We start from the raw sequence: 14735 nt of genomic DNA, 5'->3' as shown, positions 1-14735 counted from the left end.
TCCGGCTGCGACGTCCTGGTTTCGTAAGAAGCCGTAATCCGATATGCCCGTTTCGCGCTCGTAGGGTGAAAGCCGTGACGACCTCATCACCACGAGCGAGTGAACCTCACGCGGCGTCCGTGGACGTCGTGCTGCCCTGTCTCGACGAGGCCGAGGCGCTGCCCCGGGTCCTGGAGCGCATCCCGCCCGGCTGGCGCGCGCTCGTCGTGGACAACGGCTCCACGGACGGTTCGGCGGACATCGCGGACGCCCTCGGCGCGACCGTCGTACGGGAGCCGCGGCGCGGCTTCGGCGCCGCCTGCCACGCGGGCCTGACCGCGGCCACGGCGGACATCGTGTGCTTCTGCGACTGCGACGCCTCACTCGACCCCGGCGACCTGGTGCCCTTCGTACGGCGCCTCGTGGCCGACGAGGCCGACCTGGTCCTGGGCCGCCGTCGCCCGCAGCGGCGCGGAGCCTGGCCGCCGCACGCCCGGGCGGCCAACCTCGCCCTCGCCCGGCTCCTGCGCCGCCGGACCGGCCTGCGCCTGCACGACCTGGGTCCCCTGCGCGCCGCCCGCCGCGAGCCCCTGCTCGCCCTCGGCCTGACGGACCGGCGCAGCGGCTACCCCCTCCAGATGGTCGTGCGCGCCGCCGACGCGGGCTGGCGGATCGCCGAGTACGACGTGCCGTACCGCCCGCGCACGGGTGCCTCGAAGGTGACGGGGACGTGGCGCGGGACCTGGCACGCGGTACGGGACATGAGCCAGGTGCTGGCCGAGACACCGGCCGGCCCCGACGTCCGGGAAGGGGCCCCCTCTTGACCACGCTCCTCGTCATCGCCAAGGAGCCCCGGCCGGGCCGGGTGAAGACCAGGCTGACGCCGCCCTTCACGCCCGAGGAGGCGGCCGCGCTCGCGGAGGCGTCCCTCGCGGACACGTTGGAGGCCGTGGCGCGGACGCCCGCGCGGCGCCGGGTGCTGGTGCTGGACGGGGCGCCCGGCCCCTGGCTGCCGCCCGGCTTCGAGGTCGTGGCGCAGTGCGCGGGCGGCCTCGACGAACGGCTGGCCGCCGCCTTCGCGGGCTGCGACGGCCCGGCACTGCTCGTCGGCATGGACACCCCGCAGGTGACGCCCGAGTTGCTGACCGTGGACTGGGCGGGCTGCGACGCGTACTTCGGCCCCGCCGAGGACGGCGGCTTCTGGGCGCTGGGCCTCGCCGAACCGGACCCGGCACGGTTGCGCGGCGTACCGATGTCGACGCCGCACACCGGCGCCGTACAGCGGGAGCGGCTCGCGGACCTGCGGGTGCGTCAGCTGCCGAACCTGCGGGACGTCGACACGGCGGACGACGCCGACCTCGTCGCCCAGGCGGCACCGGGCGGACACTTCGCGACGACGCTGGCGCGCCTGATCCCGGCGGCCGGCCGATGAGCACCGTCAGGATCCCCGCACAGTCCGGGAGAAGGGACGCGACCGAGGACCACCCCTGGTCCGCCGACCCCTACGCGCGCGCCCTGAGCACCGGCCGGGGCCCCCTCTTCCTGCGCCGCACGGACGGCTGGCTGCTGCCGCTGGACGTGGAGCGCTGGTGCGCGGACGCCGACGCGGCGGACCTGGAGGTGCTGCGGCGCTGCGAGGGCGCGGTGCTGGACGTCGGGTGCGGGCCCGGGAGGCTGGTGGCGGCGTTGGGCCGGCAGGGTCGGCGAGTGCTCGGCATCGACGTCAGCGAGGCCGCCGTCGCGCACGCCGCACGGCTCGGCGGACCGGCGCTGCACCGCTCCGTCTTCGACCCGCTGCCCGGCGAGGGCCGCTGGGGCACCGCCCTCCTCGTCGACGGCAACATCGGCATCGGCGGCGACCCACGGGCCCTGCTCGACCGCATGGCCCAACTCCTCACCCCACGCGGCCTCTTGATGGCCGAGACCGTGCCGGATCTGGACCTGGACGAGCGGATCCAGGTCCATGTCACCGACGCCCGCGGCACCGCCGGCACCCTCTTCCCCTGGGCCCGCCTCGGCACCCCCGCCCTGCTCCGGCATGCGGAACGCGCCGGCTGGCGTGCCGTCGACCAGTGGCGGGCGGGCGGCCGTTCCTTCGCCGCGCTGCGCCGGATCGCAAGGAACGCGGGGACTTCTCGGCCGAGGACTGCGACGACTACCTGGCCGGGCGACTGACGCGGGACGGCCGTCCCGTCATCGGACCTGAGATCCGAGCGGTGATCACCATGCGCTCACGCGGCCTGCCCCTCCGCCTCGACCTTGCCGTCCGGCGGTTCCTGGCGATCCGGTGCACGGGACGCGAACCCGGGCCGGCCGACTTCGACGTCGACTTCCCGGGGTCCTCATCGGCCGCACGCTCATCGACCTCACCCCCGACGAGCGGCATGTGCTGCGCTCCGTCTCCCTCCTCGACCACTTCGACGTGCCCCTGGCCGCCCGGGCCGCGGGGATGACGTACGAGGCGGCCGCACTGCGCCTCGTCGAGCGTCCGTTCGTCCGGTCGGATGCGCACGCCGTATGGCCGTATCACCTGCACGGGGTGATTCGCTCCACCCTCCGTACGGCCGACGACCGCGCCCGAGGGGGACCGCGACCTGCTCGTCACCTGTCTGCGGCAAGGGCTGCGCCTGGCGCACGACTTCCGCCTCGACCTGGGCCGGCTCGCCCAGGCGGCCTGGAGTTACGTCGGTGACAGCGTGTGGGAGCCGCTCGCCCCGCCGAGTCGTGACGCCCGGCCGGCGCTGCGCACGGCGGCCGACGCCCTCGTGGAAACCCTGAGCGCGCTCGCGCGCCGCCAGCACGAGCACCGCGAACGCACGGTCGCCCGGCTCGGGGCGGTCGTCGACTCGGGGCTGTTGCCTTCGGAGCTGCGGGACATGACCGTGTACTACCGGGCCAAGGCGCAGCGCGACCTGGGCCGTTCGGAGGACCCGCGGCACGGCACGCAGCTCGTGGCCGACGGCGGTGGACGGCTCGCCCCGGCACCCCGCCGGGGACTCGCCCACCTCGCCCGCCTCGCCGGCGACTTCCCCATGGCGCTGCGCACCGCGGGCACGCTGGGCTGGGCCGGACGCCACCACTGCGTCCTGGGCGACGTGTGATGGGTGCAGGGGGACATGCCCCGCGCCGCCCAGGCGCAGCGGGCCTTCGTGCTGGCCTTCACGACCCGGCCGTCGCCCAGGACGAACTCGGCCTCCCAGCAGCTGCTCACCGGCCTCGACCTGCGGGCCACCGGCCTGACCACCCGCATCGCCGCCCCTGTGCGCGACGCGGGCACCAGGGGAACCGCACCGGAGGACCACGCACGCGTCCTGCGCACCGAGGCCGAGGTCTCCGGCATCACGGCCGCCCGGCTGACCCTGGAACTGGCCCTCGCCTTTCACCACGCGGTCCTGGACGACCGGCACCGGCTGAACGCCGACCGGCCGTCGCGGGCCCGGTGGATCGACGGGGAGGCAGCCACCCGGGCCCGCTGGCACACGCTGGTCGTGGACCGCCGGGCGTGTCTCGGTGGTGGCTGAAGGGCCTGCCCGGCGGTTCGAATTTCCGCAACACAGGGCGTCTAGACTCGACCCGCAGCGGCCGGCGCACACCGCGGCCGAAAGCGGGCAACCTCTGCCAACCCCGAAGGGTATTCGGCGTTTTGATACGGATAGATTCAGTCACCAAGCGGTACCCGGACGGCACGGTGGCGGTCGACCGGCTGTCGCTGGAGATACCCGACCGCTCGATCACCGTTCTCGTCGGGCCCTCGGGCTGCGGCAAGACGACCACTCTGCGGATGATCAACCGGATGGTCGAGCCCAGCGAGGGCACCATCCTCCTCGACGGCGCGGACGTCCAGCAGCAGCCGGTCAACACCCTGCGCCGGTCCATGGGGTACGTCATCCAGAACGCCGGACTCTTCCAGCACCGCACGATCCTCGACAACATCGCCACCGTGCCCCGCCTGCTCGGCTGGGGCAGGGAGAAGTCCCGCACCCGGGCGCGGGAGCTGATGGAGCGGGTCGGCCTCGACGGGACCCTCGCCAAGCGGTATCCCTACCAGCTGTCCGGCGGTCAGCAGCAGCGCGTCGGTGTGGCGCGGGCGCTCGCCGCGGACCCGCCCGTGCTGTTGATGGACGAGCCGTTCTCGGCCGTCGACCCCGTCGTACGCAAGGGGCTGCAGGACGAACTCCTCCGAATCCAGGACGAGTTGGGCAAGACCATCGTCTTCGTCACCCACGACATCGACGAGGCCGTCAAGCTCGGCACGATGGTCGCCGTGATGCGCACCGGCGGCAAGCTCGCCCAGTTCGCCCCGCCCGCCGAGCTGCTGTCCCACCCGGCCGACGCGTTCGTGGAGGACTTCCTCGGCGCCGACCGCGGCATCCGGCGGCTGTCCTTCTTCCCCGCCGCCGGCCTCGCGCTGCTGACCACGCCGGTCGTCGCGATCGACGCCACCGCCGAGCAGATCGCCGCGCACGACACCAGCGAGGCCCCGTACCTGCTCGTCACGGACCCGGACGGCAGGCCGCTCGGCTGGAGCGAGCCGCAGGACCTGACCGCCGGGGACGTCGAGCCGGCGGAACTCCTCCCGTACGGGCGGCCCTTCGTCCCCGGCACCGACTCGCTGCGCGCCGCCCTGGACTGCGCCGTGCTCTCGCCCACCGGGTGGGCCGTCGCCGTGGACGCCGGTGGACGGGTGACCGGCGTGGTCTCCCAGCAGACCATCGCCGAGGCGATCCGCGGTGCCCACGCCGAGGGAAGCCGGCCCGGTGAGGCCGAGAGGGTCGCCGGATGAACTGGGACCGCTTCTTCGACATCCCCAGCGACCTCCAGAACAGCTGGCTCGGCCTGGTCGGGCTGCATCTGCGCGAAGCGCTGCTGCCGGTGCTGGCCGGACTGGTGATCTCGCTGCCGCTGGCCCAGCTGTGCGTGCGCTTCCGCTGGCTGTACCCGCCGGTGCTGTGGGTGACGACCGTGCTCTACGCCGTCCCCTCGCTGGCCTTCTTCGTCCTCCTCATCGACTACACCGGGCAGACCGAGCTCACGGTGATGATCCCGCTCACCGGCTACAGCCTCGTCATCCTCGTCCCGGCGGTCGTGGACGCCGTCCGCTCGGTTCCGCAGGAGACCCTGGCCGCCGCGACGGCCATGGGCTTCGGGCCGGTACGCCGTTACGTCCAGGTGCAGTTGCCCATCGCGGTGCCCGCGATCATCGCCGGACTGCGGGTCGCCACGGTGTCCAGCATCAGCCTGGTCAGCGTCGGCGCCCTCATCGGCAACCAGGGCGCCCTCGGCAACCTGATCACCGACGCCAACATCTACAACCGGCCGGAACTCGCGGTGAACGCGGTGCTCTCCATCGCCGCCCTCGCCATGCTCGCCGACTTCCTGCTGGTCGTCGTCCGCATGCTGCTCACGCCGTGGATGCCGCGCCGGGCGCGCACGACACCGAAGGCCGACCGGCCCGACCCGGCCGCGCTCGCTCTGGAGGACGCAGCCAAATGAACCTGCTCAGCTTCATCAACGCGTTCTTCAGCGACAGCTCCCACTGGCAGGGCTACGACGGCATCCCCACGCGCCTGGGGGAGCACATCCAGTACACCCTGCAGGCGCTCGCCATCGCCGCCGTCATCGCCCTGCCGGTCGGCCTGATCACCGGTCACTACGGACGCGGCGGCAACGCCCTCGCCCTGATCGCCGTGGCCGGGCGGGCCCTGCCCACCTTCGGCCTGCTGGTGCTGATGACCCTGCTGGTCGGCTTCGGCATGGTGAACGTGATGACCCCGCTGGTCGTGCTCGCCGTCCCGCCGATCCTGGTGACGACGTACGAGGCGATGCGTTCCGTCGATCCGGCTCCGGTGGACGCCGCGCGGGGGATGGGCATGAGCGAGCCCGGAGTGCTCTTCCAGGTCGAACTCCCCGCGGCGCTCCCCTTGATCCTCAGCGGCCTGCGCTCGGCTGCCATCCAGATCGTGTCGACGGCCACGATCGCGGCGTACGTCGCCCTGGGCGGGCTCGGCAGATACATCGTCGACGGTCTCTACCAGCGCGACTACGAGAAGGTGGTGGGAGGCGCCACCCTGGTCGCAGGACTGGCGCTGGTGACGCTCGGGGTGTTCTGGGCGGTAGGGCGGCTGGCCGTTTCGCGGGGGGTGCGCAGTCGCGCCCTTTAGGGGCGCGGGGCTGTATCGATGTGCGGCTCCGCCGCGTGGGCGCGACAAGCCACGGACGACCCGCACCCGCCGACGCTCCACTGCCCCCGAGCTATCAGGCGTACAGGCGTCACCCTCCGGTGCGCGCCAGCGCAAGCTCCAGCACGACCAGCAGAGCGTCCCGCACAGAACCCCGTTCCCGCGCGTCGAAGACCACCACCGGCACCCCGTCCGTGACGTCGAGCGCCCAGCGCACGTCCTCCAGGCTGTGCTCGACCTTGCCGTCGAAGGCGTTGACGGCGACCGCGAACGGGATGCCCTTGTGCTCGAAGTAGTCGACGGCGGCGTAGCAGTCGTCGAGGCGGCGGGTGTCGACGATGACGAGGCCGCCGACCGCGCCCTCGACGATGTCGTCCCACATGAACCCGAACCGCTCCTGACCGGGCGTGCCGAACAGGTACAGCTTCAGGGTGGGGTCGATGGTGATGCAGCCGAAGTCCATGGCCACGGTCGTCGTGGTCTTGCGCGGGGTGTGCGTGAGGTCGTCCACACCCGCCGCGACCTCCGTGATGGCGGCCTCGGTGGTCAGCGGCTCGATCTCGGAGATCGAGCCCACGGTCGTGGTCTTGCCCACGCCGAAGCCGCCCGAGATCACCATCTTCACCGGCAGCGGCGGTCGTACGGTGGCCGGTTCAGTCGGTGTCACTGCGTGCCCCTCGTGCGTCGGGGATGGCGCGCAGGCCGTCGATGACCCTGCGCAGGACGGATGCGTCGTGGACGACGCCGGAGTCGGGCACGTGCACCGTCAACTGCCCGGCGGCGCGCAGGTCCTCGGCGAGGACGCGCACCACGTTGAGGTGCAGCCGCAGCCGGGCCGCGATCTCCGCGAGGGACTGCGGCAGCCGGCAGACGGCGACGATGTCGTGCTGTTCGAAGGCGAGCCGGTCGAGCGCGCCGAGCCCCTCGGCGGTGGCCACCACCTGGGTCTCCAGCGGCATCGTCCGGTCGGACGGGCTGGGTGCCACCCGGCCGGAGGTCACCAGGAACGGCCGTACGGCGGAGGCGGGATCAACGGGTTCCGCGTCGGAGCCCGGGGATGGGGAGCCGTCCGCCATGGCCCTGTCCGTCCTCAGCTGCCCGACGCGGCGCCGACGCTGTTCTTCAGCTCCAGCACGAGCTGCGGGCTGAGGGCGGCGCCGACGCGGTTGGCGAACACGGTCATCTCGTAGGCGATGTTGCCCAGCTTGGCCTCCTTGTCGGTGACCACGCCGAGTACGGCGCCGCTGCCGATCGCGGAGACGAGGACGTGGCCGCCCTCCAGGTCGATGATGACCTTGTTGAGGCCGCCGAGACCGTAGTTGCCGGAGGCACCGGCGGCCAGGCTGGTGATGCCCGAGACGATCGCGGCGAGCCGCTCGGAGTCGGCGTGCTCCCGCACGTCGGAGACGGCGATGAGCAGTCCGTCGGACGAGACGGCGATGGCGTCCACGACGCCGGCGGTCTCGGTCGCGAAGCGCTTCAGCAGCCAGGTGAAGTCCGCTGCGGCGGCCTGCAGTTCGGCCGGCGTGGCGCCTTCCGCCGGGGTGCCACCTGTCGACGTGCTCACTGCTCCGCTCCTTCCGGGGGGTCGTTCTGGTCTTGCGCAAGGGGGGTCGGGGGTGTGGCCGGACCGGAGTGCTCTCCGGTGCTGTTGCTGTTGCCGGTGTCGCTGCCGGGCCGGCTGTCGCGGTGCGCGCGTTCCACGGCGGCCTCGAACTCCTCGATCGCGGCCCGCACGGCCTCGGCGTCGACGATGCGTACGCCCTGCCGCGGCGCCGCTTGCGAGGCAGAGGCGTCGGCATTCGTACGGAGGGTCGCCCCCCGGACGCGGCGCCGCAGGGAGCGGCCGCCGACGCGGGTTTCGCCGGAGGCCGGGTGACCTTCCGGCGCCGCCTCGGCACCGACGCCGGTGCGCGGCGCGGCAGCAAAGGAGTGCCCGTCGGCCCGGGCGCGCGGCGAGGATTCGGGCCGGTCGGCCCGGGCGCGGTCGTCGGCCAGAGCATGGCCGTCGGCCTGGGCTTCGTGGTCGGCGGGTGCCGCGGCGCCGGCGGCGGTCCCGGCGTCTCCCGCGCCGACCCGCCGCCGCGAGACCCGGCGGGGGAGCGGCTGCGGTCCGTCGGTCTCCGCCCGTACGGGGTCGGGCGCGACGGCCGACGAGCGGGGGCCGGAGACGGAGGCAGAGGGGGCTGTGGCACCGGGCGGCAAGCCGGCGGGTGAAACGGCGCGGGAGCCGTCGTCCGCCTCCGTCCCAGCGACCGCACCCGCTTCCGTCCCACCGACCGACCCCCGCTGCACGCCGCCGGACATCGACGACACCATCGCGCCGGAGTTGCCGGTGCTCTCCGGCCGCGCGGCATCGTTCGCCCCGGCCCCGCCACGGTCGGCGACCGCCGCCAGCGCCGCCGTGGGCGTCGCCCCCGTCGTGCTCCCCGTCACCAGCAGCGACGACGGCACCGTCACCTCGGCCGTGACACCGCCGCCCGGGGTGCGGGACAGGGTGACCGCGATCTCCCAGCGGCGGGCCAGGGTGCCGACCACGAACAGGCCCAGGACCTTCGTCGGGACCAGATCCAGTCGCTCGCGGCGGATCAGGCGGGCGTTCTCCTCGTCGAGGCGCTCGGGGCTCATGCCCAGGCCGTGGTCGGCGACGACGACGACCGCGTCACCGTCCTCGCCGTGCGCCACCGTCACCTCGACGGGGCTGCCCTCCGGCGAGAACGACACCGCGTTCTCCAGGAGTTCGGCCACCATCAGTGTCAGGTCGCCGATGACCTCCGGCTCCACCACCGCCTCGGTCCGCGCACGCAGCTCCACCCGCTGATAGCCCTCGATCTGGCCCAGTGAGGCGCGCACGAGGTTGGTGAGCGAGGTGGGACCGGCGTCGAGGTCCGCCTCGTGGATGCCGGCGAGCAGCATCAGGCTGTCGGCGTTGCGGCGCAGACGGACCGCGATGTGGTCGATGGAGTAGAGGCGTTCGAGGAGTGCGGGGTCGGTCTCGCCCCGCTCGACCGCGTCGATCAGCGCGAGTTGACGTGACGTCAGGTTACTGACCCGGCGGCCCACGTTGCCGAACATCTCCGCGACGTTGCGCCGGCTGAGCACCTGCCGTTCCAGCAGCGCGGCCGCCATGGTCTGCACCTGGTTGAACGTCTCGGCGAGTTCCCCGATCTCGTCCCGCGCCGTCACCGGCATCGCGCGCAACCGCGGCGGACCGTCGTCCTCGGCGTCGTCGTCGGCCACCCGGGCCAGCTCCCGCTCGGCGACCACGGCGACCTGCCGTGCGGCACCCGTGAGGGCCACCACCGGGCGGACCACCGAGCGGCGGACCAGCATGGCCAGGACCAGCCAGACGGCGAAGCCGAGCAGCGCGGACCCCAGCAGCAGGAGCGCGCGCCACGCCGCCTCCTCGGAGGCCTTGTCCGCACGGTCGGCGATCTGGCCGATGAGCGACGTGGTGATCGCGAGCCGGGTTCCGGCCTGGTCCCGGTAGGCGGGGTAGGAGTCGAGCGCCTGCGCGAGCGATGCGCGGATCTCGGCGGGCGAGTCGCCCTGCACTGCTCCGGGGTCGATCTGCAGTTCGGCGAACTGCCGGCTGACGATGCTCTGCGCGGCGGTGTACTTGATCCCGTTGAGCTGGGCGGCCTGCGCCTCGGTGGCGAACCGGGCGAACCGGTCGGCCTGGTGGATGTACTCGTCGTAGGAGCCGATCGCGCCGATGAGTTCGATCAGCGCGTTGGAGTCACCGGTCGACGCGGAGAAGACGCCGGTCTCGAAGGCGCTGTGCGCGGCGCCCGCCCGCAGCAGCGAGTCCAGCAGGTTGCCGGTGAAGGTGGTCGCGAGGTCGGGGTTGTGGTCCAGTCCCAGGCCGTCGATCAGCCCCTGGGCGGTGTGGGTGTACGCCAGGTCGATGCTCTCGGCCGGCAGATACCCCTGCCCGACGGTCTCGCGCAGGCTGCTCAGGCCCTCGACGCCGCGCAGCGCCTGCGCCTCGCTCTGCGGCAGCGTGTCCCCGAAGGCCTCGCGCACCTGCTCGACCTGGGCGTTCACCAGGGACTGCGCGGTGCGGTAGGCGGCGGACGAGGGCGCGTCGCCCTCGGCGGCCTCGTGTCGTACGGAGAGCAGGACGGCCTGCTGGTGTTCGGCCGCCAGCCGGTCGACGAGGGTGGCGACCTCGGCGCTCTCCCGGACCAGCCGGGCGGCGTCCGCCGCGTTGCGCGACTGCACGGTCTGGTCGGCGATGAGGTAGGCGAGGAGGACGGCGACCGCGGTCAGCGGCACGCCCACGAGGAGGTTGAGTTTGCGCCGGAAGGGCCAGCGGACGGCGAACCCGCGCATACGTGCCTCCTTCGTGGCGTCACTCGGCGCGCGAAGGGTTCACGTGACCGGTGTTGATCAGGTCAATTGCGGGGAGACTACAGTCTCTTGCTGGTCATGACCGAAACTGAACATCAATATTCCGTTACAACGCCCCGGGCCTCAACCGTCCCGCCTTCCCGTCGGCCCGCAACTGCCGGTTCTTCTGGGGCCAATCGTGACCGGGCTGCTCTTGACTGACCGAGACGTGGCTGGTTTGGATCAGTGGAGAGCTTTGGGAACTCCGAGAGCTCCGCAGCTTCTCCCCACTCGCCGAATCCGGAACGGGAATCGTGACTTTCACCGCCTCACGCAGCAGGTCCCTCAGGAACCATCCCGGCGCGGCCGCCGTCGCGCTCGCCGCCACGGCGGCGCTGCTGGCGGGATGTTCCTCCTCCGACGACCAGTCCGACCCCCTGGCCGGGGGCGACAAGCCGAGCGGCGACACCGTCGTCGTCGGCTCGAACAACTTCGCCGAGAGCATCCTGCTCGCGGACATCTACGGCGAGGCCCTGAAGGCCAAGGGCATCAAGGTCACCTACAAGCCCAACATCGGCAGCCGCGAGACGACCTACGGCCTGCTGAAGAACGGCTCCGTCACGGTCCTGCCGGAGTACAACGGCTCGCTGCTCGCCTACCTCGACTCCAAGGCGGAGCAGAAGTCGGCCGAGTCCGTGAACGCCGCGGCCAAGTCCAAGCTGGACCCGAAGCTGACGCTGCTGGAGTCCTCGCCGGCCGAGAACAAGGACTCCGTCAGCCTCAACGCCGAGACGGCGAAGAAGTACAAGCTCACCTCCGGGTCCAGCCTCGAGGACCTCAAGGACGCCGCTCCGGACCTGGTGTTCGGCGGCTCGCCCGAGTTCCAGACCCGCCAGCAGGGCCTGAAGGGCCTGGAGTCCGAGTACGGCCTGAAGTTCAAGTCCTTCAAGGCGCTGGACGCGGGCGGCCCGCTGACCCAGGCGGCGCTGACGAAGAACACCGTGCAGGCGGCGGACATCTTCACCACGGACCCGACCATCACCAAGGAGGGCTTCGTCGTCCTCAAGGACCCGAAGAACCTCTTCGGGTACGCCAACGTGACCCCGCTCGTCTACAAGAGCGGTCTGTCGCAGGAGGGCGTCGCGGCGCTCAACGCGGTCTCGGCCAAGCTGGACACCAAGACGCTCCTGGACCTGGACTACCAGGTCCAGCTGGAGAACAAGGACCCGCTCGACGTGGCCAAGGCCTGGCTGAAGTCGGCCGGTCTGGTCTGACGTCCCGTACGGCGGCGTGGTGGTGGCGGCGCGGACCGGCCACCACCACGCCGTACGTCTGCCGGGGCCTGCTCAGTAGCCGACCTGGAAGGTGGCGTCCTGCCGTTCGGCGGCCGTGGAGACCGGGTCGATGCGCAGGGCGTAGTCCGCGTGCCGTATGTAGCGGGTCGGGAAGTTGTACGAGCGGAACGAGGACCACGAGGAGTCGGCGAGCCCGGCCGTCCGGTAGAAGGTCGCGTCCGCGGCGAACGCCGACGTGCCGTCGTTCGCGTCGAGGCGCAGCGCATAGCTGTAGTGCCGCAGGTACCGGGTCGGGTAGTTGACCGACTGGAACGAGACGCCGGAGGAGTCGGCGAGCCCGGGCACCAGCTTCCACAGCGAGTCCTTGTACGGCTCGATGGGGTACTCGTCGATGCGGCCGACGTAATTGGCGTGGCGGACGTAACGGGCCGGGTAGTTGTACGACTTCAGCCGGTTCCAGCTGGGGGCACCCCACTTGGCGACGAGGTTGTCGTACTGGGTCGTGGTGATCGTCGTGATGCCGCAGTGCTTGGAGTTGACCGGCTGGGTGTACGTCCGCTGGTCGAGCGCGGTCCAGGTGCCCGACGACAGATCGGTGGACTGCCAGGCGTAGAAGACGCCGTTGGGCGTGTACGTGTCTCCCCAGAGCCAGTAGGTGCCGGACGTGAGGGACTTGACGACGGTCGGGGCCTCGGTGCCGCCGTGCGAGAGGCCCGAGGTGAAGGTCGTGAAGCTGCCGGGGTTGAGGGAGGTGGACCGCGCGCCCAGCAGCGTCCCGTTCCTGTTGTTCTTGAAGTAGAGGTAGTTGACGCCGTTCACGCCCACCGTCATGTCGCCGTCGATCGCGTCGTACCCGGGGTCGAAGAAGACCTGCGGCGCCGAGACCGTGACGAAGTCGGTGGTGTAGTTCACCATGATCACGTTGTGGCCGCTTGAGTTGACCGACGAGTAGATGATCGCGTACTGGCCGCGGCCCGCGTCCCAGAAGGCCTCCGGCGCCCAGCTGTGGGTGACCATGTCGTGCAGCTTCAGCCGGTGGTAACCGGTGAAGGTGCGCAGGTCGGTGGAGTTCCAGACGTGGATGTACTGGCTGTTGTAGTTCCAGTCGGTGCCCTTGAGGTCGGTGGCGAGCACCACGAACGTGCCGTCCTGCTTGCGCACGATGAACGGGTCGCGAAGGCCCCCCGCGCCCTCGGTGGGGGTGACCACCGGGTTGTTCTGGTTCAGCGGCATCCAGCGCAGCCCGTCCGTGCTGACCGCGAGGTGGAGGCCGTAGTCGGTGCCGTCCCCCAGGTTGGTCGACTCGGTGAAGTAGCACATGACGTACGCCGAATCGGCGGCGTGAGCGGCCCCGGCGCCAAGGGCCAGTGCACCGGTGGCGGCCACGGGAACGGTCGCGGCCATGCCGAGGAAGCGGCGGCGGGAGAGGTGGGCGGCATCGGTCATGTGTTCTCCATGGGGGGCGCGGGTGTCGAAATGTCGAACAAGGTTCGGTGAATCGATCAGAAGCTAGGGAGGCGGTGCCGACCGGTCAATCGTCCTGTCACGTTTGGCGGATTCCCGCCATCCATCTGTGAACCCGATGTGAACGGCTACGCCGTCTTCGCCGCCGCTATCAGCTGGTCGATCAGGGCGATCAGTACATCCCGGCACGACTCGCGCTCCCGCGCGTCGCACAACAGCACCCGCACATGCTCCGGAAGGGCCAGGGCGTCCCGGATCTCCTCGGCGGGGTAGGGGTGTTCGCCGTGGAAGCCGTTGACGCCGACGACGAAGGGGATGTCCCGGCGCTCGAAGAAGTCGATCGCCGCGAAGCTGGACTCCGGCCGCCGGACGTCCACCAGGACGACGGCCCCGAGCGCGCCGACCGCCAGGTCGTTCCACATGAACCAGAACCGCTGCTGCCCGGGCGTACCGAAGAGATACAGCACCAGCTCCCGGCTGATGGTGATCCGGCCGAAGTCCAGGGCCACGGTCGTGGCCCGCTTCTCCTCGATGCCGTTGAGGTCGTCGATGCCCAGACCCGCGACGGTCAGGGGCTCCTCCGTGCGCAGCGGGGCGATCTCGCTGACCGATCCGACCATCGTGGTCTTGCCGACTCCGAAACCGCCGGCGATGAGGATCTTGACCGTGTCGGGCGGTGCGACCGCCGTCGCGGTGGTGTCAGAGCCGGCCAAGGCCGTCCCTCACTTTCTGCAGCAGGTCCAGGTCCGGGGTGCGGGGGGTGACGGGGTGCGGCGGGTGCACGGTGATCAGACCCGCCTCCAGCAGATCGCAGAGCATGATGGCGACCACGCTCACCGGCAGGTCGAGATGGGCCGCGAGCTCCGCGACGGCGATCGGCCGCGCGCAGCGCCGCAGGATCCGCGCCTGCTCGGGCTGCGGACGCGGCGCCCGCTCCGGCGGCGGATCCACCGCCGTCACCGTCGTGATCAGCGTGAAGTCGGTGCGGCTGGGCCGGGTCCGGCCGCCGGTCAGCGTGAACGGACGTACCAGCCGGCCCGCCGTATCGTCTCCGCCCACCTCACGCACCAGGGCCGACATGGGCCCGCGGTGCCGCCGACAGGTGCTCGCCGATCTTCTTCACCAGCATGTTCATCTGGTACGCCACCACACCGACGTCCGCGCCCTGGTTGGTGAGCACGACGAGATGGGCGCCCGGTCCGGCGGAGGTCAGGATCAGATAGCTGTTGGCCATCTCGATCAGCGCCTGGCGCACCGGGCCGCCCCGGAAGTCCATGCTGACGCCCTTGCTGAGGCTCATCAGGCCGGACGCGGTCGCCGCCAGCCGCTCGGCGTCGTCGCGCAGGAACCCGGTGGACTTGCTGACCACCAGCCCGTCCTCGGAGAGAACGACGGCGTGGTTGACGTCGGCGACCCGCTCCACGAGTCCGGTGAGCAACTGGTCGAGCTGGGTGTCCGTGGCGGGGGTGGGGCGTGTCATGGCGAT

Annotated in this window: 17 protein-coding genes; 9 read left to right on the top strand and 8 right to left on the bottom strand. The window is 71.6% G+C overall.

The genetic code is table 11. The annotated features are described in order from the left end of the window. The first annotated feature begins 65 nt into the window (after positions 1 to 65). The 8 genes from ACIBU0_RS12605 to ACIBU0_RS12570 all read left to right on the top strand — a co-directional run bounded on the left by ACIBU0_RS12605 (position 66) and on the right by ACIBU0_RS12570 (position 6140). On the top strand, positions 66 to 803 hold the full coding sequence (locus ACIBU0_RS12605) for a glycosyltransferase family 2 protein (RefSeq protein ID WP_398815898.1): 738 nt from the start codon (positions 66 to 68) through the stop codon (positions 801 to 803). After that, positions 800 to 1411, top strand: a complete 612-nt coding sequence (locus ACIBU0_RS12600) for a DUF2064 domain-containing protein (protein ID WP_398815895.1) — start codon at positions 800 to 802, stop codon at positions 1409 to 1411. Before ACIBU0_RS12605 ends, ACIBU0_RS12600 begins: the two co-directional genes overlap by 4 nt. Next, entirely contained in the window at positions 1408 to 2154 is a 747-nt protein-coding gene (locus ACIBU0_RS12595; RefSeq protein ID WP_398815892.1) for a methyltransferase domain-containing protein, read from the top strand. Before ACIBU0_RS12600 ends, ACIBU0_RS12595 begins: the two co-directional genes overlap by 4 nt. Before the next feature lie 521 nt (positions 2155 to 2675). Beyond that, a complete protein-coding gene (locus ACIBU0_RS12590) occupies positions 2676 to 3080 on the top strand; it encodes a hypothetical protein (RefSeq protein WP_398815889.1) in 405 nt (134 codons plus the stop codon). Between the two features lie 15 nt (positions 3081 to 3095). Continuing rightward, positions 3096 to 3500 carry a hypothetical protein gene (locus ACIBU0_RS12585; protein WP_398815886.1) on the top strand — a complete coding sequence of 135 codons (405 nt, stop codon included), beginning with the start codon at positions 3096 to 3098 and terminating at the stop codon, positions 3498 to 3500. Positions 3501 to 3622: 122 nt separating this feature from the next. Next, positions 3623 to 4762 (top strand): ABC transporter ATP-binding protein, encoded by a 1140-nt coding sequence (locus tag ACIBU0_RS12580; RefSeq protein ID WP_398815883.1) that lies wholly within the window; start codon positions 3623 to 3625, stop codon positions 4760 to 4762. Further along, positions 4759 to 5472: an ABC transporter permease gene (locus ACIBU0_RS12575; protein ID WP_398815880.1), complete on the top strand. Its 714-nt coding sequence runs from the start codon at positions 4759 to 4761 to the stop codon at positions 5470 to 5472. The genes ACIBU0_RS12580 and ACIBU0_RS12575 overlap by 4 nt, the downstream gene beginning before the upstream one ends. Beyond that, entirely contained in the window at positions 5469 to 6140 is a 672-nt protein-coding gene (locus ACIBU0_RS12570; RefSeq protein WP_398815877.1) for an ABC transporter permease, read from the top strand. The genes ACIBU0_RS12575 and ACIBU0_RS12570 overlap by 4 nt, the downstream gene beginning before the upstream one ends. A 109-nt stretch (positions 6141 to 6249) precedes the next feature. On the opposite strand, the gene ACIBU0_RS12565 is transcribed toward ACIBU0_RS12570, so the two are convergent. Genes ACIBU0_RS12565 through ACIBU0_RS12550 form a run of 4 tightly spaced genes read right to left on the bottom strand, consistent with a single transcriptional unit; the run spans position 6250 to position 10493 of the window. Continuing rightward, positions 6250 to 6825 carry a GTP-binding protein gene (locus ACIBU0_RS12565; protein WP_398815874.1) on the bottom strand — a complete coding sequence of 192 codons (576 nt, stop codon included), beginning with the start codon at positions 6823 to 6825 and terminating at the stop codon, positions 6250 to 6252. Continuing rightward, positions 6812 to 7234 carry a DUF742 domain-containing protein gene (locus tag ACIBU0_RS12560; protein WP_398815871.1) on the bottom strand — a complete coding sequence of 141 codons (423 nt, stop codon included), beginning with the start codon at positions 7232 to 7234 and terminating at the stop codon, positions 6812 to 6814. The genes ACIBU0_RS12565 and ACIBU0_RS12560 overlap by 14 nt, the downstream gene beginning before the upstream one ends. Positions 7235 to 7248: 14 nt before the next feature. Continuing rightward, entirely contained in the window at positions 7249 to 7725 is a 477-nt protein-coding gene (locus ACIBU0_RS12555; protein WP_398815868.1) for a roadblock/LC7 domain-containing protein, read from the bottom strand. Continuing rightward, a complete protein-coding gene (locus tag ACIBU0_RS12550; RefSeq protein WP_398815866.1) occupies positions 7722 to 10493 on the bottom strand; it encodes an ATP-binding protein in 2772 nt (923 codons plus the stop codon). The genes ACIBU0_RS12555 and ACIBU0_RS12550 overlap by 4 nt, the downstream gene beginning before the upstream one ends. Positions 10494 to 10804: 311 nt before the next feature. On the opposite strand from ACIBU0_RS12550, the gene ACIBU0_RS12545 reads away from it, so the two are divergent. Further along, the gene (locus ACIBU0_RS12545; RefSeq protein WP_398815863.1) at positions 10805 to 11764 is read left to right on the top strand and encodes an ABC transporter substrate-binding protein; all 960 of its coding nucleotides are present in this window, start codon (positions 10805 to 10807) and stop codon (positions 11762 to 11764) included. 72 nt (positions 11765 to 11836) lie between these two features. On the opposite strand, the gene ACIBU0_RS12540 is transcribed toward ACIBU0_RS12545, so the two are convergent. From ACIBU0_RS12540 to ACIBU0_RS12525, 4 genes are all read right to left on the bottom strand, one after another. Beyond that, complete coding sequence (locus tag ACIBU0_RS12540) at positions 11837 to 13231, bottom strand: glycoside hydrolase family 43 protein (RefSeq protein WP_398815861.1); 1395 nt, start codon at positions 13229 to 13231, stop codon at positions 11837 to 11839. A gap of 146 nt (positions 13232 to 13377) precedes the next feature. After that, positions 13378 to 13962, bottom strand: coding sequence for a GTP-binding protein (locus tag ACIBU0_RS12535; protein ID WP_398815858.1), 585 nt, complete (start codon positions 13960 to 13962; stop codon positions 13378 to 13380). Further along, on the bottom strand, positions 13949 to 14329 hold the full coding sequence (locus ACIBU0_RS12530) for a DUF742 domain-containing protein (protein ID WP_398815855.1): 381 nt from the start codon (positions 14327 to 14329) through the stop codon (positions 13949 to 13951). Before ACIBU0_RS12530 ends, ACIBU0_RS12535 begins: the two co-directional genes overlap by 14 nt. Next, entirely contained in the window at positions 14310 to 14729 is a 420-nt protein-coding gene (locus tag ACIBU0_RS12525; RefSeq protein WP_147997842.1) for a roadblock/LC7 domain-containing protein, read from the bottom strand. The genes ACIBU0_RS12530 and ACIBU0_RS12525 overlap by 20 nt, the downstream gene beginning before the upstream one ends. Positions 14730 to 14735 lie beyond the last annotated feature (6 nt).

This window comes from Streptomyces sp. NPDC049627 (genome assembly GCF_044465645.1).
GTDB lineage: Bacteria > Actinomycetota > Actinomycetes > Streptomycetales > Streptomycetaceae > Streptomyces.
The sequence above is the reverse complement of the archived record's forward strand: the minus strand, read 5'-3'. Positions and strand labels throughout refer to the sequence as shown.

Bases quoted from the DNA above. Each gene is read 5' to 3' on its own strand.
- ACIBU0_RS12595 (WP_398815892.1), top strand. From the start codon at position 1,408: ATGAGCACCGTCAGGATCCCCGCACAGTCCGGGAGAAGGGACGCGACC.
- ACIBU0_RS12585 (WP_398815886.1), top strand. From the start codon at position 3,096: ATGCCCCGCGCCGCCCAGGCGCAGCGGGCCTTCGTGCTGGCCTTCACG.
- ACIBU0_RS12575 (WP_398815880.1), top strand. From the start codon at position 4,759: ATGAACTGGGACCGCTTCTTCGACATCCCCAGCGACCTCCAGAACAGC.
- ACIBU0_RS12570 (WP_398815877.1), top strand. From the start codon at position 5,469: ATGAACCTGCTCAGCTTCATCAACGCGTTCTTCAGCGACAGCTCCCAC.
- ACIBU0_RS12560 (WP_398815871.1), bottom strand. From the start codon at position 7,234: ATGGCGGACGGCTCCCCATCCCCGGGCTCCGACGCGGAACCCGTTGAT.
- ACIBU0_RS12550 (WP_398815866.1), bottom strand. From the start codon at position 10,493: ATGCGCGGGTTCGCCGTCCGCTGGCCCTTCCGGCGCAAACTCAACCTC.
- ACIBU0_RS12540 (WP_398815861.1), bottom strand. From the start codon at position 13,231: ATGACCGATGCCGCCCACCTCTCCCGCCGCCGCTTCCTCGGCATGGCC.
- ACIBU0_RS12530 (WP_398815855.1), bottom strand. From the start codon at position 14,329: ATGTCGGCCCTGGTGCGTGAGGTGGGCGGAGACGATACGGCGGGCCGG.
- ACIBU0_RS12525 (WP_147997842.1), bottom strand. From the start codon at position 14,729: ATGACACGCCCCACCCCCGCCACGGACACCCAGCTCGACCAGTTGCTC.